General features: G+C 71.2%; 21 protein-coding genes. 10 read left to right on the forward strand and 11 right to left on the reverse strand.

The genetic code is table 11. The features are described 5' to 3' along the window. Window positions 1-6 precede the first annotated feature (6 nt). Entirely contained in the window at window positions 7-1,812 is a 1,806-nt protein-coding gene (locus tag FKN01_RS18405; RefSeq protein WP_143621962.1) for an NHL domain-containing thioredoxin family protein, read from the reverse strand. A 64-nt stretch (window positions 1,813-1,876) separates the two neighbouring features. Here FKN01_RS18405 and FKN01_RS18410 point away from each other — a divergent pair, with 64 nt between their 5' ends. Further along, a complete protein-coding gene (locus tag FKN01_RS18410; protein ID WP_143621964.1) occupies window positions 1,877-2,368 on the forward strand; it encodes an LURP-one-related/scramblase family protein in 492 nt (163 codons plus the stop codon). Window positions 2,369-2,429: 61 nt separating this feature from the next. Here FKN01_RS18410 and FKN01_RS18415 read toward each other — a convergent pair whose 3' ends face one another. Further along, entirely contained in the window at window positions 2,430-3,203 is a 774-nt protein-coding gene (locus FKN01_RS18415; protein ID WP_143621966.1) for a carbon-nitrogen family hydrolase, read from the reverse strand. Window positions 3,204-3,382: 179 nt separating this feature from the next. On the opposite strand from FKN01_RS18415, the gene FKN01_RS18420 reads away from it, so the two are divergent. Further along, window positions 3,383-4,207, forward strand: a complete 825-nt coding sequence (locus tag FKN01_RS18420; protein ID WP_143621968.1) for a maleylpyruvate isomerase family mycothiol-dependent enzyme — start codon at window positions 3,383-3,385, stop codon at window positions 4,205-4,207. Between the two features lie 75 nt (window positions 4,208-4,282). On the opposite strand, the gene FKN01_RS18425 is transcribed toward FKN01_RS18420, so the two are convergent. The 4 genes from FKN01_RS18425 to FKN01_RS18440 all read right to left on the reverse strand — a co-directional run bounded on the left by FKN01_RS18425 (window position 4,283) and on the right by FKN01_RS18440 (window position 7,200). After that, the gene (locus FKN01_RS18425) at window positions 4,283-5,593 is read right to left on the reverse strand and encodes a nitrate/nitrite transporter (protein ID WP_143621970.1); all 1,311 of its coding nucleotides are present in this window, start codon (window positions 5,591-5,593) and stop codon (window positions 4,283-4,285) included. Continuing rightward, window positions 5,590-6,282 (reverse strand): GntR family transcriptional regulator, encoded by a 693-nt coding sequence (locus FKN01_RS18430; protein ID WP_143621971.1) that lies wholly within the window; start codon window positions 6,280-6,282, stop codon window positions 5,590-5,592. The genes FKN01_RS18425 and FKN01_RS18430 overlap by 4 nt, the downstream gene beginning before the upstream one ends. A 73-nt stretch (window positions 6,283-6,355) precedes the next feature. Beyond that, on the reverse strand, window positions 6,356-6,856 hold the full coding sequence (locus FKN01_RS18435) for a GNAT family N-acetyltransferase (protein WP_143621973.1): 501 nt from the start codon (window positions 6,854-6,856) through the stop codon (window positions 6,356-6,358). A gap of 23 nt (window positions 6,857-6,879) precedes the next feature. Next, window positions 6,880-7,200, reverse strand: a complete 321-nt coding sequence (locus FKN01_RS18440) for a hypothetical protein (RefSeq protein WP_143621975.1) — start codon at window positions 7,198-7,200, stop codon at window positions 6,880-6,882. A 219-nt stretch (window positions 7,201-7,419) separates the two neighbouring features. On the opposite strand from FKN01_RS18440, the gene FKN01_RS18445 reads away from it, so the two are divergent. Together FKN01_RS18445 and FKN01_RS18450 are read left to right on the forward strand one after the other, a co-directional pair. Then, complete coding sequence (locus FKN01_RS18445; RefSeq protein ID WP_185992890.1) at window positions 7,420-8,319, forward strand: D-alanyl-D-alanine carboxypeptidase family protein; 900 nt, start codon at window positions 7,420-7,422, stop codon at window positions 8,317-8,319. 460 nt (window positions 8,320-8,779) lie between these two features. Then, entirely contained in the window at window positions 8,780-9,328 is a 549-nt protein-coding gene (locus FKN01_RS18450; protein WP_143621978.1) for a DUF1062 domain-containing protein, read from the forward strand. 49 nt (window positions 9,329-9,377) lie between these two features. On the opposite strand, the gene FKN01_RS18455 is transcribed toward FKN01_RS18450, so the two are convergent. After that, window positions 9,378-9,800 (reverse strand): MarR family winged helix-turn-helix transcriptional regulator, encoded by a 423-nt coding sequence (locus tag FKN01_RS18455; RefSeq protein ID WP_143621980.1) that lies wholly within the window; start codon window positions 9,798-9,800, stop codon window positions 9,378-9,380. Window positions 9,801-9,956: 156 nt separating this feature from the next. Between FKN01_RS18455 and eno the strand changes: the two genes are divergently transcribed. The 3 genes from eno (at window position 9,957) to FKN01_RS18470 (ending at window position 14,402) form a co-directional block, all read left to right on the forward strand. Further along, window positions 9,957-11,237 carry a phosphopyruvate hydratase gene (gene eno / locus FKN01_RS18460; protein ID WP_143621982.1) on the forward strand — a complete coding sequence of 427 codons (1,281 nt, stop codon included), beginning with the start codon at window positions 9,957-9,959 and terminating at the stop codon, window positions 11,235-11,237. 549 nt (window positions 11,238-11,786) lie between these two features. Beyond that, the gene (locus FKN01_RS18465; protein ID WP_143621984.1) at window positions 11,787-12,581 is read left to right on the forward strand and encodes a DUF4097 family beta strand repeat-containing protein; all 795 of its coding nucleotides are present in this window, start codon (window positions 11,787-11,789) and stop codon (window positions 12,579-12,581) included. 105 nt (window positions 12,582-12,686) lie between these two features. Further along, window positions 12,687-14,402 carry a GAF domain-containing SpoIIE family protein phosphatase gene (locus tag FKN01_RS18470; protein WP_143621986.1) on the forward strand — a complete coding sequence of 572 codons (1,716 nt, stop codon included), beginning with the start codon at window positions 12,687-12,689 and terminating at the stop codon, window positions 14,400-14,402. 8 nt (window positions 14,403-14,410) lie between these two features. Here FKN01_RS18470 and FKN01_RS33585 read toward each other — a convergent pair whose 3' ends face one another. From FKN01_RS33585 to FKN01_RS18485, 3 genes are all read right to left on the reverse strand, one after another. Further along, a complete protein-coding gene (locus FKN01_RS33585; protein ID WP_313906160.1) occupies window positions 14,411-14,725 on the reverse strand; it encodes a hypothetical protein in 315 nt (104 codons plus the stop codon). A 264-nt stretch (window positions 14,726-14,989) separates the two neighbouring features. After that, window positions 14,990-15,463, reverse strand: coding sequence for an NUDIX domain-containing protein (locus FKN01_RS18480; RefSeq protein WP_143621990.1), 474 nt, complete (start codon window positions 15,461-15,463; stop codon window positions 14,990-14,992). A 4-nt stretch (window positions 15,464-15,467) separates the two neighbouring features. Continuing rightward, window positions 15,468-16,211, reverse strand: coding sequence for a helix-turn-helix transcriptional regulator (locus FKN01_RS18485; RefSeq protein WP_143621992.1), 744 nt, complete (start codon window positions 16,209-16,211; stop codon window positions 15,468-15,470). A gap of 160 nt (window positions 16,212-16,371) precedes the next feature. Between FKN01_RS18485 and FKN01_RS32580 the strand changes: the two genes are divergently transcribed. The 3 genes from FKN01_RS32580 to hisS all read left to right on the forward strand — a co-directional run bounded on the left by FKN01_RS32580 (window position 16,372) and on the right by hisS (window position 19,237). After that, a complete protein-coding gene (locus tag FKN01_RS32580) occupies window positions 16,372-16,545 on the forward strand; it encodes a hypothetical protein (protein ID WP_185992895.1) in 174 nt (57 codons plus the stop codon). Window positions 16,546-16,632: 87 nt separating this feature from the next. Then, window positions 16,633-17,877, forward strand: coding sequence for a hypothetical protein (locus FKN01_RS18490; RefSeq protein ID WP_143621993.1), 1,245 nt, complete (start codon window positions 16,633-16,635; stop codon window positions 17,875-17,877). 46 nt (window positions 17,878-17,923) lie between these two features. Beyond that, entirely contained in the window at window positions 17,924-19,237 is a 1,314-nt protein-coding gene (hisS, locus tag FKN01_RS18495) for a histidine--tRNA ligase (RefSeq protein WP_143621995.1), read from the forward strand. A 129-nt stretch (window positions 19,238-19,366) separates the two neighbouring features. Here the strand turns inward: hisS and FKN01_RS18500 are convergent, their stop codons facing one another. Next, window positions 19,367-19,828, reverse strand: coding sequence for a TIGR03618 family F420-dependent PPOX class oxidoreductase (locus tag FKN01_RS18500; protein WP_143621997.1), 462 nt, complete (start codon window positions 19,826-19,828; stop codon window positions 19,367-19,369). Window positions 19,829-19,865 lie beyond the last annotated feature (37 nt).

The raw sequence follows: 19,865 nt of genomic DNA on the forward strand, positions 1-19,865 counted from the left end.
GGCGCCTCAGGCGTCCATCCCCGCCAGCACCAGCGGCAGCCGGACCGCGCCGCCCTCCGTCACGCGGACGGGGACGCCCCAGTCCTGCTGGTGGACGTGGCAGGCCGGGTACTCGTTCGCCGGGTCGTCGTCGCAGGACGCGGCCATCGCGGAGACGTGCAGGACGCCCTCGGTGACGCCGTCCGCGAGGACGAGGTCGCGGAAGAGGTCGGTGCCCGCGCCCTCGCCCTCGGCCAGCAGCCCGGGCGGGGTCGAGGAGACCAGCAGCCGGGTCGAGGGCCCGTACCTGGTGTCCAGCTTCTGGCCGGCCGGCGCCTGGAAGACGACGTCGAGCCGGAGCGCGCCGGGGGCGACCTCGGTGGCGGCCCGCTGCGTGCGGTGCGCCTGTTCGGCGACGCGTACCGCCTCCTCGGGCAGCCGCAGCCGGGTCAGCCGGTGCCGGGCGGACTCCACGACGACGAGGTCGCCGTCCACCAGCACGGCGTCGCTGGGCTCCCGCAGGTCCGTGGCCAGCGTGGTGACCTCACCGCTCACCGGGTCGTAGCGGCGCAGGGCGTGGTTGTACGTGTCGCAGACGGCGACGGACCCGTCGGGCAGGGCCGTGACGCCGAGGGGGTGCTGAAGCAGGGCCTGGCCCGCGGCGCCGTCCCGGTGGCCGAAGTCGAAGAGGCCGGTACCGACGGCGGTGTGCACGACGCCCTCGCGGTCGACCCAGCGCAGCGCGGACGTCTCCGAGTCGGCGACCCACAGCCGCTCCTCGGTCGCCGCGAGCCCGGACGGCTGGGCGAACCACGCCTCCGCGCCGGGCCCGTCGACCAAGCCCTCGTTGGTGGTCCCGGCGGCGACCCGTACGGTGCCGTCCTCGGGGTCGTACGTCCACAGCTGGTGCACCCCGGCCATGGCGATCCAGAGCCGGCCACCGAACCAGGCGACGTCCCACGGCGAGGAGAGGTCCACCTCGCGGGCCGGGCCGCTGGTGGCCGACCCCTGCCACCACTGTCGGCCGGTGCCGGCGAGGGTGACCGTCTCCCCGGTGGTGAGGTCGAGGGCGCGGATGGCGTGGTTGACGGTGTCGGCGACCGCGATCCGCCCGTCGGGCAGCAGGGCGAGCCCCTGCGGCTCGCTGAACCGGGCCTGCTCGGGCCCGCCGTCCGCGAACCCGCGCTCACCCGTCCCGAAGTGCCGGCGCACGGTCTCGCCGTCCGGGTCCAGCTCGACCAGCCGGTGCCGGGTGGTGTCGGAGACCAGGAAGCCGCCGTCCGCGAGGAGCAGCGCCTTGCCGGGGAACCGCAGATGCGTGGCGACCGGCTCCGGCGCCACGTACGGCCCGTCCCCTCGTCGCAGGGTGCCCTTCGCCGCGTGCTCCGACTCCAGCTCCTCGACCAGCTTCTCGATGGCGTGGGCGTGCCCCTCGCCGGCGTGCTGGGCGACGACATAGCCCTCGGGATCGATGACGACGAGCGTGGGCCAGGCGCGCACGGCGTACTGCTTCCAGGTGGCCAGTTCGGGGTCGTCGAGGACCGGGTGGTGGACCTCGTACCGCTCGACCGCGTCCACGACGGCCTGGTGCTCCGCCTCGTGCACGAATTTCGGCGAGTGCACGCCGATGATCACGACGGTGTCGCGGTGCTTCTCCTCCAGCTCGCGCAGCTCGTCGAGAACATGCAGGCAGTTCACACAGCAGAAGGTCCAGAAGTCGAGGATGACGATGCGTCCTCGCAGGTCAGCGAGGGTGTACTGCCGGTCGCCTGTATTGAGCCAGCCGCCCTTGCCGATGAGTTCGGGGGCCCTGACGCGTGCACGTGTTGCCATGAGACCAGTCAACAGCACCGTGGCGTTCCCGCATTCCGCAGGTGGCTCGGGGAACCTGTGAGCCATGAGACTTCTCGTGCGTGAGCGCCTGTTCGGTATCGGTGACGACTACTGGATCGAGGACACGGAGGGCCGCAAGGTCTTCCTGGTCGACGGCAAGGCCATGCGGGTGCGCGACACCTTCGAGCTGAAGGACGCGCAGGGCCGGATCGTCGTGGAGATCCGCCAGAAGCTTCTGAGCCTGCGCGACACGATGCTGATCGAGCGGGACGGCGAACAGCTCGCCAAGATCAAGCGCAAGCGGCTGTCCCTGCTCCGCAACCACTACCGCGTGACCCTCGCGGACGGCACGGAGCTCGATGTCAGCGGCAAGATCCTGGACCGTGAGTTCGCCGTGGACTACGACGGCGAACTGCTCGCCCAGATCTCCCGCCGCTGGCTGACCGTCCGCGACACGTACGGCATCGACATCGTGCGCGAGGACGCGGACGCGGCGCTGCTGATCGCGGTGGCGGTGTGCGTGATCGTGCTCGCGGAGAAGGAATACGAGGACTGACCCCGGAGCACACTCCGTTGGGCCCGTGTTTCACGTGAAACACGGACCCGTCGTGCGGCTCTCAGAGTCGCCGGTCCTTCAGCGCCGGGAACTGCTCCCGGGTCGCGGCGACCTTGGCCGGGTCGAGTTCGACGGTCAGGATCTCCTCGTCCGCGCCCGCTTCCGCGAGCACCTCGCCCCAGGGATCCACGACGAGGGAGTGGCCGGCCTGCTGGATGCCCGCGTGGGTGCCGGCGGAGCCGACGGCGAGGACGAACGACTGGTTCTCGACGGCGCGGGCCCGCGCGAGCAGGGTCCAGTGGGCGCGGCGGCGCTCCGGCCAGCCGGCCGCGACGATCAGGGTCTCGGCGCCGGCGTCGACCAGGCCCCGGAAGAGTTCCGGGAAGCGGAGGTCGTAGCAGGTGGCGAGACCGAGCGTGGTCTCCGGGAGGGGGACGGTGACCAGGTCCTCGCCGGCGCCCATCATGACCGCCTCGCCCTGGTCGAAGCCGAAGCGGTGGATCTTCCGGTAGGCGGCGGCCCGCTCGCCCTCGGGGGAGAAGACGAGCGTGGTGTTGTAGAGGGTGCCGTCCTCGGCCCGCTCCACGAAGGAGCCGGCGTGCAGCCAGACCCCCGCCTCGGCTGCGGCCTTGGACATGACCTCGTGCGTGGGGCCCGTCAGCGGCTCGGCCTCGTCCTCGAAGGCCGTGTAGGCGAAGGCGCCGACCGGCCACAGTTCGGGAAGGACCACCAGGTCCGCGTCCCGCTGCGAGACGACCAGGGAAGCGGCGCGTTCCCTGCGGGAATCGGACGGTTCGTCCGGGTCTACTGCGATCTGGATGAGGGAGGCGCGCACACTACCACCGTCCTGGCATTCGAGCCGTCAACACCGGCCTACGATCGTCACACGAAAGCACTGCCGGGGTGCCTGCTCGCAGCGTAACTTAGCCACCGAACCTCATCGCCGCCCGCAGCCAGCAGCCCGACCGTCCGCGCCCAGTTGCCCATGCACCGCAGAACCGCACGAGGGGTCCCGTGACCGTCCATCCCAGCCTCCAGACCTACGCCGATGCCTGGACCCACTCCATCGAGTCGATAGCCGAGCTGGTGAGCCCGCTCGTCGAGGGGGAGTGGAACGGCCGCACGCCCTGCCCCAACTGGTCCGTGCGCGACATCGTGTCGCACATCATCGGGATGGAGTGCGAACAGCTCGGCGACCCGCGCCCGATCCACTCCCTGCCGCGCGACCTGTTCCACGTGCAGAGTGAGTTCGCCCGCTACATGGAGATGCAGGTCGACGTCCGGCGCCACCACACCGCGCCGGAGATGACCTCCGAGCTGGAGTACACGATCATCCGCCGCTCCCGGCAGCTGCGGAACGAGACGCGGGACCCGGAGACCATGGTGCGGGCGCCGCTGGGCGCCGAGCAGACCCTGGAGACGGCGCTGCGGATGCGCGCGTTCGACGTCTGGGTGCACGAGCAGGACCTGCGGACGGCCCTGGGCAGGCCCGGCAACCTGGACTCCCCCGGTGCCCTGGTCGCCCGGGACACCCTGCTGCCGGGGCTGCCGAAGGTGGTGGCCAAGAGGGCCGGCGCACCGGCCGGCTCCGCCGTGGTGCTGGACGTGCACGGGCCGCTGGAGTTCATGCGCACCGTACGGGTCGACGCCGAGGGGCGCGGCTCGCTGGACGTCGCCCCGTCGCTCGGGCCCGCCGTGACGCTGTCCATGGACTGGGAGACGTACGTACGGCTGGCCTGCGGCCGGGTGCGGCCCGCCGCCGTCGCCGACCGGGTCAAGGCCGAGGGCGACCAGGAACTGGCCGACGCCATCCTCCAGCACTTCGCCGTCACCCCGTAGCCCCGCGGGAGCCCCGGCACACAGCGGCGCCCGCCCCCGCGACGGGGGACGGGCGCGCCGCCGTTCAGGCCCGGATCAGGCCGGCACGTGCACCGCCTCCACCCGGCTGATCACATGGTGGTCGCGCTCGCGGCGCGCCGCCCTCGCGCGCAGCCGCAGGATCTGCGTGACGCCCAGCACCTCCAGGACGAAGACCGACGAGAAGGCCACCCGGTAGTTGTCACCGGTCGCGTCCAGCAGCACGCCGACCGCGAGCAGCGTGGTCATCGAGGCGATGAAGCCGCCCATGTTGACGATGCCGGACGCGGTGCCCTGGCGCTCCGGCGGGTTGGCCGGGCGGGAGAAGTCGAAGCCGATCATCGAGGCCGGGCCGCACGCCCCGAGCACCACGCACAGCACGACCAGCAGCCACATCGGCGCATGGTCGCCGGGGTGGAAGATCGTCGCCGCCCACAGCGCGGCCGTCGTGCCGACCGTGCCGAGGGCGAGCGGGATGCGGGCCGCGTGGTGACGGGCGATCACCTGCCCGTAGACGAGCCCCAGCGTCATGTTCGAGAGCACCACCAGGGTCAGCAGCTCACCGGCGGTCCCCCGGCCGAGCCCTTGGTCCTCGACCAGGAACGGCATGCCCCACAGCAGCAGGAACACCATCGCCGGGAACTGCGTGGTGAAGTGCACCCACATCCCGAGCCGGGTCCCGGGCTCCCGCCAGGAGGCGGCGATCTGCTTCCGTACGTACGCCCCGCCGGCGTGCTGTACGGGAGGCGGCTCGTAGCCCTCGGGGTGGTCCTTGAGGAAGAGCAGGAGCAGCACCAGGACGACGACCCCGGCCAGCGAGCTGCCGACGAAGGTGGTCGTCCAGCCGAAGCCGTGCAGGGCGCGGGCGATGACCAGCGTGGAGACCAGGTTGCCCGCCATCCCGAAGAGGGCGGCGACCTGGCCGATCAGCGGTCCGCGCCGGGCCGGGAACCAGCGCGTCCCCAGCCGGAGCACGCTGATGAACGTCATCGCGTCGCCGCACCCCAGCAGCGCGCGGGAGGCGAGCGCGGTGCCGTACGAGGGGGAGAGCGCGAAGCCGAGCTGGCCGAGGGTGAACAGGACGGCCCCGAGGGTGAGGACCCGCTTGGTGCCGAGCCGGTCCACCATCAGGCCGACGGGTATCTGCATGCCCGCGTACACGAGCAGCTGGAGGATGGAGAAGGTGGAGAGCGCCGAGGCGTTGACGTCGAACCGGTCGGCGGCGTCGAGTCCGGCGACGCCGAGGCTGGTCCGGAAGATGATGGCGACGAAGTAGACGGCGACGCCGATGCCCCAGACCCTGACGGCTCGTCGGCCGCCGGGCGGGTCACCGGGCAGGGGCAGGGTGGGCGCGGCGGCGGAACTCACCGGTCCTCACCCCGGACCAGCACCTTGACCCGCCCGACGTGGCGGCGCACGACCTGGGCGGCCGACTCCGCGTCGCCGGACCTGATCGCCTCCAGCAGCTCGCCGTGCTCCGCGATGTTGGCGGCGATCCTGTCCGGGTGGGCCTCCATCACGGCGACGCCCATCCGCAGCTGGCGGTCGCGCAGCTGGTCGTAGAGGCGGGACAGGATCTCGTTGCCCGCGTGGCGGACGATCTCGGCGTGGAAGCAGCGGTCCTTCACGGAGACGGTGGCCAGGTCGCCCGCCTCGGAGAAGTGGCGCTGCTCCTCCAGGAGCGCTTCCAGCCGGCTGATCAGCTGCGGGGACGCGGGCACCGCCTTGCGGGCGGCGAACTCCTCGACCAGCAGCCGGGTCTCCACCACGTCGGCGATCTCCTGGGCGGAGACGGCGAGCACCAGGGCGCCCTTCTTCGGGTAGAGCTTGATCAGCCCCTCGACCTCCAGGCGCAGCAGCGCCTCGCGCACGGGTGTGCGCGAGACCCCCACGGCCTCGGCGAGGCCGCCCTCGGTCAGCAGGGTGCCGCCCTCGTAGCGGCGGTCGAGGACGGCGTCCTTGACGTGGGTGTAGACGCGGTCGGCCGCCGGGGGCCGCTTCGCGGGCTGGGTGACGGGCGTGGGGCCGGGGGACGTGGAGGGTGCGGGGACAGGCATGGACACAGCATAGATACAACATGCACGCAAGCGTTGCCCCGTCCACGATGTGGGCGGCGGCGCGCCGGGTCCGCTACCGGCTGCGGACCAGCAGCAGCGTCGTGCCGCCGTCCTCCTCGGCGATGTCCCTGACGTGCTCGAACCCCACCTTCCGCAGGGCCGCCAGCGAGGCCGCGTTCGGCTCGGCCACGGTCGCGTACACCTGGTCCAGGCCCAGCACCTCGAAGCCGTACGCGACGATCGTCCGCGCCAGTTCCGTACCGAGGCCCTGGCCCCACGCCTCGTGCGCGAGGGCGTAGATCAGCTCATGTCCCTCGACGGCCTTCGACGGCTTGATCTCCGCGTGGCCGACCATCCGGCCGTCCCTGCGCACGGCCCAGACGTCGAAGGCCCCCGTCTCGTACACGTGCGTGAAGACCCGGGCGAACAGGGCGCGGTTGCTGTCCTCCGGCTCGGGGCCGTCGCCCATCCAGCGGGAGACCCGCTCGTCCGCGAAGAGGGCGACGAAGTCCTCCTCGTCGGCGGGCACATACGGTTCGAGGAGCAGGCGCTCGCTGCGCAGGGAAGGCGTCATGCCGAGGGACGCTATCCCAGCCGCTATGCGGATGACCCGTCGTTTTCCACCAGCCGCAGCGTCGGGCGCCGGGGCGCGAACTCGCCGAGGCCGAGCGCCGCCTCACGCCAGTGCGCGGCCAGTTCGAGCAGGCGCTCCTCGTCCTGCCCGTAGGCCGGTTCCGGCACGTCCGGCACGGTCCGCCACAGGATCGTCGCGGCGAAGCGGACCGCGTGCAGCGCGGCCGTCGTATGGGCCTCGACCCCGTCCTCGCCCAGCTGCCGCAACGCGTCAAGGCGCTCGGCGAGGGCGAGGAGCTCGCCGTACGCCCTGACGGACTCCTGCGCGCGCACGACATCGTCCACGGTTGCCTCCGGCCTCTGGGGCGCTCGGATGTGACGCCGATCGTAGCCCCTGGCCACCGCGCGCCATCGCCACGCGGACGCCGCCGGCCGCCCCACCGCCCCTGGATGTCGTAAAAAATCACCCAAGCGTGGGCCCAACCATGCGGCGCGGTCGTTCGTCTTATCAGCGCGGCGGCACCCTCATGTGGCCGCCTTCCAGGGGTATTTGGAGCGTTCAATTTGAAACTCGGCATTAAGGGCATAAAGCGCGGTTCGGCGACCGTCACGGTGGCTCTCACCACGGGCGCCCTGATCGCGGGCGGTGCCTTCTCCTCCACGGCACAGGCCGCCGCACCCAAGGCGCCCTCGATCGTCGCCAAGGGCGGCTTCGTGATGAACAACGGCACCGGAAAGACGCTGTTCACCAAGGCCGCGGACACCCGCCGCTCCACCGGCTCGACGACGAAGATCATGACCGCGCGCGTGGTGCTGGCCCAGAAGGGCCTGAACCTGGACTCCAAGGTCACGATCCAGAAGGCGTACAGCGACTACATCGTCTCCAAGGGCGCGTCCTCGGCGCGGCTGATCGTGGGCGACAAGGTCACCGTGCGCCAGCTGCTCTACGGCCTCATGCTGCCGTCGGGCTGCGACGCCGCGTACGCGCTGGCGGACAAGTTCGGCTCCGGCAAGACGCGCGCGGCGCGGGTGAAGTCGTTCATCGGCAAGATGAACAGCACCGCCAAGACCCTCGGCCTGAAGAACACGCACTTCGACTCGTTCGACGGCATAGGGAACGGGTCCAACTACTCGACCCCGCGCGACCTGACGAAGCTCGCGAGCAGCGCCATGAAGTACTCCACGTTCCGCACGGTCGTGAAGACGAAGTCGACCAAGCAGAAGGTCACCACGAAGAGCGGCGGCTACCGCTACATGTCGTGGACCAACACGAACAAGCTGCTGGGCACGTACAGCGGCGCGATCGGTGTGAAGACGGGCTCCGGCCCGGCGTCCAAGTACTGCCTGGTCTTCGCCGCGACCCGCAAGGGCAAGACGGTGATCGGCACGGTCCTGACCTCCTCGTCCGAGGCGAACCGCATGTCGGACGCGAAGAAGTTGATGGACTACGGCTTCAAGAAGTAGCCCGCCAGGTACGCGCGGGGCCCCGCACACCGCCGTGCGGGGCCCTCGCCTTTTCCTTCCCGGCGTCACGGCGCCGCGCACAGCTCCCGGTCCATGAGCGCGAGCATGGCCGCCTCCGTAGCCGGGCCGCCGCAGCCGGTGACGGACCCTCATCGCACCAGCCGCAGGGGGGCGGGGCCATCCCGTGATCCCCCGGGTGCTGTCACGGACAACCCCCACGGGTCACGGGGGCTTCCCCCGCACCGCCGGCGGAAAACCGGTGGAAGTCCGCCGGCTCGCCCCGCTACCGTCCAGCCGGGCCCGCCCGTTCGCGGCGCGGCGCCCCCATCTGCCGTCCACCGGAAGGGCGTTCCGTTGTACATCGCGTGAGACCTCCCCACTGCTGATCTGCCGCGCGTCGCGCCTGTGCGCCGCGCTGCTTCCCGCTGCGGATTTCTCACACGGAAACCGGTGTACACCTGTGCTCATCCATTGGGCCGTCATGCCCACACGCCTGCCCCTCGTCCTGCGCCGCTGCCACGCCTGCCCGTCCGGCGCCTTCCGCCCGCACGGCAAGTTCCGCGTCAACGCGAACCACAAGCTGCTCGACGCCTGGCTCCTCGCGCTCTGCACGGGGTGCGGGGACACCACCAAGGTCACGGTCCTGGAGCGGGCGCACGTCCGCTCCGTACGACCCGAGCTGCTGGACCGGATGCACGCCAACGACCCGGCCCTGGCGGGCGAACTCCTCCAGGACGGCGTCCTGCGGCGCCGCAACCGCATCGCCCTCGACTGGACGGGCGCCTGGCGCCTGGACACCGGGAGCGCGGACCACCTGGACCGCGAGGCGGCCGAGGTGTCCGTCCGCTTCGAGGCCCCGGTCCCCGTCCGTCCGCTGCGCCTGATCGCGGACGGCTTCGGCCTCTCCCGGGCCGGGACGGAACGCCTGCTGGCCGAGGGGAACCTCGTCTCGCCGGTCCGCCTGACCGGGCGGACGACGACGGACTTCGGCTTCCTGCTGAAGCGGTGAGGCGGGGCGCGTAACGGGGGCCGGCGCCCCGCGGGCGCCGGCCCCGCCGTCAGTGCGCCGCCAGCCGTCCGACGAGCCCGATCGCGCGCGCCAGCAACGCGCGTTCCTCCTCGCTCAGTTCCGCGTCGATCGCGCGGGCCAGCCAGTCGGCCCGGCGTTCCCGCTCCTCCTCCAGGAGGGCCCGCCCGGCGTCCGACAGCTCGACCAGGCTCTTGCGCCCGTCGGTGGGGTGGGCGCGGCGCGTGATCAGCCCCTGGTCCATCAGCAGCCCGACCGCGCGCGCCATGGACTGCGGCCGCACCCGCTGGGCGACGGCGAGCTCGCTGGTCGTCATGGCGCCGTTGCGGTCCAGCTCGCCGAGCACGGCCACCTGGCCGAGCGGCATCTGGTCCTCACGCTTCACGCGACGGGTGAGCTTGCCCATCGCTGTGCGCAGCTCGGCGGCGATGGAGGCGGATTCCGGGAGGGGCATACCGCACTTTAACGCGGGGGCGGAATCAGGAGACCGAACCACGCAGCAATGCTGTTCAGCCATACTGAACAGCATTGCTGTAGAGTTTTCCCCGCCGGGTCCCGCGCCACCGTCGTCGCAGCCGGACCGCGGCACGCGACAACGGGAAGGACTCCCATGACCGCCATCACTTCCGTCACCGGCCGCCGCATCCTGGACAGCCGGGGCAATCCCACCGTCGAGGTGGACGTGGTCCTGTCGGACGGCTCGCTCGGCCGGGCAGCGGTCCCCTCCGGGGCGTCGACCGGTGCCCGCGAGGCCGTGGAACTGCGCGACGGCGACCCGGCCCGCTGGCACGGCAAGGGCGTCGACCGGGCCGTGAGCCACGTCAACACCGAGCTCACCGAGGCCGTGATCGGCCGGGACGCGGAGGACCAGGCGGGCCTCGACGCCGCGCTCGTGGCGGCGGACGGCACCGCCACGAAGTCCCGGCTCGGCGCCAACGCGATCCTGGGCGTCTCGCTGGCCGCCGCGAAGGCCGCGGCGGCGGCGCACCGCCTGCCGCTGTACCGGTACCTCGGCGGATCGGACGCCCGACTGCTGCCCGTACCGATGATGAACATCGTCAACGGGGGCGCCCACGCCGACAATCCGCTGGACTTCCAGGAGTTCATGATCGCCCCGATCGGTGCGGAGACCTTCGCCGAGGCCGTCCGCATGGGCTCGGAGGTCTTCCACACCCTGCGCCGCGACCTGCTCGCCGCCGGCCACTCCACGGGCGTCGGCGACGAGGGCGGCTTCGCGCCCGCCCTCCGTACGGCGGAGGAGGCGCTGGACTTCGTCGTGGCGGCCGTCGAGCGCACGGGTTACCGGCCGGGTACGGACATCGGGCTGGTCATGGACCCGGCGACGTCGGAGTTCTTCCGCGACGGGGTGTACGACTACGCGGGCGAGGGCGTACGCCGTACCCCGGCCGAGCACGCGGACCACCTGGTGAAGCTGATCGACGCCTACCCCGTCGTGTCGGTCGAGGACGCGATGGCCGAGGACGACCTGGACGGCTGGCGCGAGCTGACCGCCCGCGTCGGCGACCGCTGCCAGCTCACCGGCGACGACGTGTTCTGCACCAACGACACCCTGCTCCGCGAGGGCATCGCCTCCGGTGTCGCCAACTCGATCCTGGTGAAGGTCAACCAGATCGGCACCCTGACGGAGGCGATGACCACGGTGTCCACCGCGCACCGCGCCGGCTACACGGTCGTCATGTCGCACCGCTCGGGCGAGACGGAGGACACCACGATCGCGGACCTGGCGGTCGCCACGGGCTGCGGCCAGATCAAGACGGGCTCCCTGTCCCGCTCCGACCGCACCGCGAAGTACAACCAGCTGATCCGCATCGAGGAGGAGCTGGGCGCGAGCGCCCGGTACGCGGGAGCGGAGGTGCTGCGCCGCCGGTAGGGCGTGCCGGGGCCCTGGCGACCCTCGCAGCGGGCGCGTAACATCCGGTCGGTCCCGGCCCCATGAGCCCCATGGGGCACGGGAGTTACGCTCACACGACCCAAGGGGGACCAGGGTGTCAGCGCTTCCCACGATCATCGTCGTCGTCTTTCTGGCCCTGCTGGTGATCTGGATCATCTCGGCGTTCACGGGCGGTCGCGGGAACGGCCGCTGACGACGGCGGCCACCGGGCCCGGGAGCCGGCGGCCGACCACGGTGATCGTGCCGTTGACGGCGGACCACGCGGAGCGGGCGCTCGCGGCCCACGCGGCGGGGATCGCCGGCACCACGGAGCGCGGCGCCACGGCGCACCTCCGGAGCGCGGCGCCACACCTCCGGAGCGCGGCGCCACGGCGCACTTCCGGAGCGCGACGCCACGCCGCCCCCGGCACCACGCCGCACCTCCAAAGCGCCGCCCCACGCCGCCCGGCACCGCAGCGCCCCTCCAAAGCGCCGCGGCACGGCGGGTGCCTGGGCCGTAAGCCCCCGCTTCCGGGGCACACGCCTCCCATGACCTCATCGCGGAGCGAAGCGAAGGGCCGGGCGGCCGTCCTGGCCGGGTGCGCGCTGCTGGTGCTGTCCGCCTGCGGCCACGACGGCCCCGACGCGCGGGGAGCGGAATTCCGGACGGCCTCCCTCGCCCGGGACACCCGGCTCGTCATCACCACCGCGGGCGGCGTGCGGGTCGTCGGGACGGACGGCGACCACGTCACGGTGGACGACTCGGTCCTCGCGCACGGGGACGACGGGGACGGGGATACGTACACCCTCGACCTGCCGTGCGACGAGGGCGGCGGGGCCGATGGGACCGACGGGACCGACGACCGGGCCCGGAAGAACTGCGGCGGCATGCCCCTCGTACGCGTCCCCGCGGGCGTCACGCTCACCGTCCGGGCGCGCAACGCCGGGATCGACGTCAGCGAGATGCGGGGCGGGCTGAGCCTGAGCACCGTGAACGGCGACGTCACCGTGCAGGACTCCGGCGCGAAGGGCACCCGTCAGCACCTGGTGACCCGGAACGGCTCAGTCCGCGCGACCGGCCTCCGGGGCGCCGGCATCGACGCCGAGACGGTCAACGGCGACGTGGACGTACGGTGCGCCACCGCCCCGGACACGCTCAGCGGCATCACCCGCAACGGCTCCGCGCGCGTCACCCTCCCGGCCGACGCGCCCGCGTACGCGACGGACGCGCGCACCGTCAACGGCCGCTCGACCTCAGACATCCCGGCGGCCGAGTCCCCGGACCACGCGCGCCGCCTGACCCTGCGCACCGTGAACGGCGACACGGAGGCGCGTCGGGGGTAGGGGCCCCGCTTCCGGCCAGGACAGCACGGCCTATCACCCTTATATTCGAAAAATGCGTTTTATGGGCATCGCGCCTTTCCTCCCCGCCCGGACGGAGGCCCCGGGGTGAGGGACCCAGGAAGGCTTGAGGCGCTGCGGCTGGCCGGGCTGACCGCGGCGGCCGATCCCGGCATGGACCGGTTCGCGCGGCTGGTCTCGCGCCTGCTGCGCGTCCCGGTGTCGCTGGTCTCGCTGCTGGAGCCCGACCGGCAGGTCTTCCCCGGCATGGTGGGGATGGCCGGCCACTGGGCGGCCCGGCGCGAGACCCCGCTCAACCACTCCTTCTGCCAGCACGTCGTCGCGGACGGCGGCCCGCTGGTCCTCAGCGACACCCGGACACACCCCCGCACCTGCGCCAGCCTGGCCATCCCCGATCTCAAGGTGGTCGCGTACGCCGGGATGCCGCTCACCGACGCCGACGGACGGGTGCTCGGGTCGCTCTGCGCCATCGACCACCATCCCCGGGAGTGGACGGCGGACGAGCTGCGCGACCTGGAGGACCTCACCGCCGCCTGCTCGATGGAGCTGCGGCTGAGGATCGCGTCGGAGCTGATCCAGCGGGACCGCGACCATGCCGGTCTGCTCCTGCGCGCCTCGGTCGAACTCGCCCACGCCCATGATCCGACCGACCTGACCCGCCGCCTCCGCCAGCTGTTCCAGGGGCCCTCCCAGCCGGATTTCGTGGGCCTGCTGCTGGCGGACGGCCAGGGGCTGTGGCGGGTCGTCGACCCGGACGACGTACACCCGGCGGAGAGCGCCACCGACCGTCTGGACCGGGACGCGGCCTTCCCCAGCGCGCAGGCCATGCGCGAACAGCGCGCCCTCTTCGTCCCGGACCGCGCGGCGCTGGTGGCCGGCTTCGGGCCCGAGGCCGTCGCCGTGTACGACTCGCTGGGCCTCCAGTCCGTCCTGTCCGTCCCGCTGCCGGACGGCCACGGCGTGCTCACGTGGTGCTGGTCCCGCCCGCACGTCATGGCACCGACCGAGGAGGCGGTGCTCACCACGGTGGTGGGGTACGTCAGTCAGGCCGTGGAGCGCACCCGCTTCGTCGCCAACCGGCTCAGCACGGCCGAGCAGCTCCAGGCCGCGATGCTGACGGAGCTGCCGGACGTGCCCGGCCTGGACATGGCCGCCCTGTACCTGCCCGCCGCCGACCAGGACATGGTGGGCGGCGACTGGTACGACGCCTATCCGCTGCCCACGGCCCTCATGCTCTCGATCGGCGACGTGATCGGCCACGATGTCCGGGCCACCACCGTGATGGGCCAGATCCGCAGCATGCTCCGCCAGGCCAGCCTGGACGACCCGGCCCGCTCACCCGCCGCCGCCCTGCACGCCATCGACCAGGCCATCGACGTCCTGCCCCTGGGCGTCGGGGCGACGGCGGTGCACGCCCGCCTCGACCGGGCCGCCAACCGCTGGCGCCTGACCTGGTCCAACGCCGGACACCCCGCACCGCTGCTCTACGTCCCGGGATCAGGCGTCACGCCCCTGCCCGACCACGACCTCCTCCTGCTCGGCCTGCCGGACGCCCCGCCCCGCCGGGACCACACCCGCGACCTGCCCCCGGGCAGCGTGCTCCTCCTCTACACGGACGGCCTGGTCGAGCGCCGCGACGAGGACATCGACGCGTGCACCGCCCACACGGCGGCCACCCTCGCCCGCCACGCCGACAAGCCCCTCCCCCTTCTCCTCCAGGCCCTCTCCACGGGCCTCGCGGAGATCCCGCACAGGGACGACGTGGCGGTACTCGCGTTGCGGGTCGACGGGTGCGGCGGATGACGGTTCCGTCAGGAGCTGCCGGTGCCGGCCGCCTCCAGGGCCTCGGCCACCGCCTGCTCCAGTGAGCCCCCGGTGACCCAGCGGTTCTTCCCGCCGGCCAGGGACGCGGCGGCCCGGCCGACCCATTCCGGGTCGCCGAGGAGACGCGGCCTCCCCTCATCGGTGAGCCGCCGCAGCAGGGCCTCCAGCCGGAGAGCGTCCACCGCCCGGTAGGGACGCGGGTGCTGGTCGAAGCGCAGCTGGTGGTCCTCGTACGGGTCGCGCAGGGTCATGTGGAGCCACCCGCCGTCGCGGTCGGCGACCATGCCCTTCAGCGTGTACATGCCTCGGCTGCTCGTACTCCGGGCGTGCCTGCCCCAGGTGATCCTGATACCGGACATGACCCTGGACCAGGGCACCAACTCCCCGACGCCACGGGGCACATGCTGGCGGAACCCCTCCGGACACAGCTCCACCCAATGAGCGCCGGGCCGAGCGGCGTCCCCGATCCCCCAACGCCCGTCGGCCAGTTCCAGCGGTCCCAGCGATACGTGGTTCACCGTCATGCGGCCATTGCACCACGCGTCCGACGCTCCGGTACGCGACAGTCAGCCCAGATACGGGCGCTCGCGGCCTTCCAGGTAGTGGCCGAGACGCAGCCGCTGGGTGTGGTGCATCGGCAGCGCGTCCAGATCTCCGGGCGCGACGAAGCGCAGCTCGGTCGACTCGTCCGACAGCGCCGGCCGGCCACCGGTGACCCGGGCCGTGAAGCACACGTTGAACTGCCGGCGCACCTCGCCGTCGCTGTACGCGATGACGTGCCTCGGGTCGGTGTACGTACCGACGAGCCCGGTGATCTCCACATCGAGCCCGGTCTCCTCCTTCACCTCGCGCACCGCCGTACCGGGCAGCGAGTCCCCCATGTCCATCCCGCCCCCGGGCAGCGCCCACAGACCGTTGTCGCGACGGCGCTGAAGCAGGATGCGGCCGGCATCGTCGGTGACGACCGCCGAGGCGGCCACGACGAGGCTGTTGGGCTCCGGGGCGTCCGGGTCGTCGTAGTACTCCGTACGGCCTGCCATGCGCTCAGCCTTCCTGGACGGGGGTGGCGGTGGACCAGACGGCGTCGAAGGACACCGCGTACGTCGTGAACATCCCCCCGGCGCTCTGACGGCGTAGATGCCACAGGGGCGCGGCGTAGGCGCTCACACCCCAGACGTGTGCGTTGACCAGGAGCTGGTCATCCACCCGGTACAGCGAGTTGTAAAGGGTCGTCGCGTGCGCACGCACATCGATGCCGGGGACGCCGACGAGGGGGCGAAAGTGCATCAGGGCAAGACGGCAGCGCGACTCGATGCCGTGTCCGTACCGTTCTTCCCGGCCACGCTGCCTGACGTGGTCGCTGTCCGCGTCACCCAGCGCGATTCGTACGGTACAGCCGGCGGCTGCGCGCTCGCTGAGAAGATCGTTCAGCCTTGGGTACGCCTCGTGCAGGTGTACGGCGGCGTAGACAAGGATGTCGATGTGCTCGCGGGCCCGGGCGAACAGTTCGACGAAGGCAGAGGCAGGCAAGTCCGCGCGCTGATCGTAGACGGCAATGACTTCAGGACTGGCGGCGCGGGCTGGGCGCACCTGTCGTAACGCCGGCCAGAGCGCGTGCACGTCCTCCCCCAACTTCTCAGCCGCCTTCAGGGCGGTCCTGCGGCGCGGGACTCGGCCGAGGTTGACCCACCGTTCGACGGACTTCGGGTCGACACCGACCTTCTCGGCGAGGCTGCCGTGGGTGAAGCCGGCCGCAGCCATCGCTTCGCGTAATCGCTCGTTCCGCATGGACAGTCTCCCCCTGGGTGCCGGGACGGTGCCACGGACGTTGCCAGGGACGCTCTACCCGACGCGGGACGTCCCGATGTGGTGTTTTAGCGAGGTTTCACCGTCCCACCGACGGGTTTCAGCATCGGGGCCCGCACCTTCAAACGAAGGAGGAATCCGAATGCCCCCACAACAGGCACGCACCGAGGCGGCCACCGCTGCGGCGGAATGCTTCGACATCCGATCACTGACTGAAGTCATGGCGCGCACGCTCCCGCAGGCCGGACTGGACCGAATGACCTCGGAGAAGGTCGAGGAAGTCATGGCCGTCGCGGCGCTGACCGCGCACATCTAGAAGCAGCGGCCCCGTCCCTGTGCACCCGGCGGGACGGGGCCGACTGCGCACAGCCGCCGCGCATATCCGACGACACTGGAGACGCACATGGTCACGCTCGATCACGTCACGATGCTGTTCTCGCAAGGCGCCCGGAGCCCGAAATCCCAGGATCTGCTGACACTGGCCGACGTCCTTCTCGCCCACCGGCTTCCCCCCAGCCTGTTCCAGGCATACGAGGTGCCCGGTGACGGCAGCCTCGAGCCGATTCCCATTTCGGCGACCTTGGCAGAGGTGCAGGACGACCGGCAGGTCATTCTTCAGTGCATCCGCAATACCGACATCGACGCGATTGATCCCGGCAGGGTGGAGACCGTGGAACATGGCCGGAATCCGGCCGTTGCGATGTACGACTTTCAGTGGGCCGATGATGCGAAACGACCCACTCATCGCGTCCACGCCCTGGATGCCGAGCGGGCACAGGAGATCGTCTTCTCCAGGATCTGCGACTTCCTCACCGACCACGCCGCGACTCCGCCTCTGGTGGCCGGCATCTCCGGCGGGGGTGACTCCAACACCCTCGTGCAGGGCACCCACCGCTATGTGGCCAAGCACGGTCTGGACCCGTCGGAAGTGGTGTGCTTCACGCTGACGATGAAGCCGATCTGGCCTGAAGCGGCTACCGAGCGGGCAGCGGCACTCTGCGCGGAGGCAGGCTTCGCACATCGGGTGCTTCACCCCGACGAGATCGCGATGTTGCTGGGGATGAGCAAAGGCCCGGACGAGCTGTGGCGCGAACTCTCCAGCCGCTACAGTCCGGATCTGGCACATTTCTTCGCCACGTTCCTGATCAATCTCGTCGGCCGGGCGCTCTGCGAGGAGATCGGCGGATCTCGGCTGATGGTCGGCTACAACCGCGAGGACGTCGCGGCGGAACTGCTGTTCTGCCTGATCAATGGCCGCCGTCCCATGCCGTTCCCGGTCCGCCGCACCGGTAGCACTGACGTACTGATGCCCGTATGGGACGTCCCCAAGGGCATGCTCGATGCCTGCTACCCGCGCTTCTCGGAGGAAAATTACAGCGAACGGGTGGACTCCTCCGCCGTACGCCGGTCGTCGATCTACTACATGGCCCACGGCATCGATGCCCTCGTACCCTCCATGTCGCTGTCGCTGATGACCGGCGTGAAGAAGCTGATGGACCAGTTGAGCGGCTGGGAACAGCTCACGGAGATCGAAGGGACTCCGCTGATGCACACCGGCTACGGCGACCAGGAGCAAGTGCACGAGCTGCTGTCGACGCTGGCCCGATACTTCCCCAGCTGGCGCCTCGACCGCTCAACGGCGAAGTAGGCTACGCGCATTCAACCGACCTAGACGCCAACGGAGTACACCGCGCATGGGCAAGGCCGCTCAGCCCCCGTCCGGAACCCGCGACTTCCTCGCAGATGATCTCCGTCGCCGTAAGCATGCGTTCGACACTCTGGCCGAGATCTTCGAACGCTACGGCTTCGACCCGCTGGAGACTCCGGCGTTCGAGAACCTTTCGGTGATCACCGGAAAGTACGGAGAGGAGGCCGCCCGTCTGATCTTCAAGATCCTCAAGCGCGGCATCCATGAGTCCAGCGGGCAGGCGGACCTTGCCCTGCGCTACGACCACACGGTTCCCCTGGCCCGCGTCATCGCGACCCATGGATCGAAGCTGCCGCAGCCCTACAAGCGCTACGCCATCGGCCCGGTGTGGCGGGCGGACCGCCCGCAGGACGGCCGCTTCCGGGAATTCGTTCAGTGCGACATCGACACGGTCGGCTCCCATTCGCCCCTGGCGGACGCCGAAATCGTCCTCGCGCTCGCGGACGGCCTCGACGCGCTCGGCGTGGAGGGCTTCACCTTCAACGTCAACTCGCGACGAGCGCTGCACGCGCTGCTGGATGTCTACGGTGTCGCCCCGCAGGCGGCGACCACCGTGCTGGCCACTCTGGACAAGCTCGACAAGGTGAGCCCGGACGCCGTCGCCAAGGAACTGGCGACCGGCGCGGCCGGTCTGCCGACGGAGACTGCCGACAGCCTCGTTGCCGACGTCACCGCCGACGACCGCGACGTCATCCGTGAGCGGTTGTCCTCCGCCGAGGGCGGGACAGCGGGTCTTGCCGAGATCGACACCCTCATCCAACTGGTGACCGATGCCGGCCTCCCGGCCGGCCGGATCGCCTACAGCCCGAGCATGGTCCGTGGGCTGGACTACTACACGGGCGTGATCTATGAAGCGACCGCCCCCTCCTACCCGGGCTCCATTTGCGCGGGTGGCCGCTACGACAAACTGGTCGCCACGCTCGGCGGCCCGGACATGCCCGCGTGCGGCGGTTCCATCGGTGTCGAGCGCATCCTCGCCGTCCAGAGCCACGAGACCGCCACCCCTCGCGGACTGGACGTCGCCGTTCCCGCACTCGTCGATGAAACCTCCGTGGCAACCCTGGCCGCGCAGCTGCGGCGAGAGGGCCTGCGCACCGGTGTCTTCCTCGGTACGTCGAAGAAGCTGGCCCGCCAACTGAAGTGGGCGGCCGACCAGCACGCCCGCGTCGTCGCGATCCTGGGACCCGACGAGGAGGCTGCCGGAACCGTCACGGTACGGAACATGACGACTGGCGAGCAGACCACCGTGGCCCAATCGGCCGTAGCAGACCATGTGCGCCGGCTGCTGGTGGACCGATAGAAGGGCCCTCCAGGACGGGTGACTCGCTCCGGGCACCGGTTCCCCGGCGCCCGGAGGTTCCGGGGCTGAAAGCCCAACGACACCCGGACGGGCACCTTATGGTCCGCGACCGCCTCTGAGCGGGCGCCCCTAAACTCCCGTCACGTCCAGAGCCGTTCCGTACAGCCGGTCCACCTTCAGCCGGATGACCACCCGGCGCTCGGCCACCAGCTGCTCAAGGAACACGTCCTCGTCCTCGGGTCGCGCGGCCGGCGGGATCATGCCGAGCAGCTCCCGCCCGACCGCGTCGCCCGGAGCGGTCGTGACCTCGGAGACCTCGGCCGTACCCTCGGCCACCGCGAACGACCACACGTCGTCACCCCGTACGTGCAGCGCCGCGTGCGGGTCGCGGCGCAGGTGCGAGACCTTGACCCGTTCCGCGGTCGTGGAGAACCGCGCGACGCGGGCCTCCGCGTCCCAGCTGTACAGCATGGTCGTCAGGTGCGGGTGGCCGCTGCGCTTGACGGTGGCGAGCGTGCCGAACTGCTGCGTCCCCAGCAATTCGGACAGGGAGGCGTCGGACAGGGAGCGCGGCGCGGGTCCTTGAGTCATGACGGGCTCAACGCCCGTTCCCAGCAAGGGATTCCCT

It is taken from the genome of Streptomyces sp. 130, assembly GCF_007096885.1.
Lineage (GTDB): Bacteria > Actinomycetota > Actinomycetes > Streptomycetales > Streptomycetaceae > Streptomyces.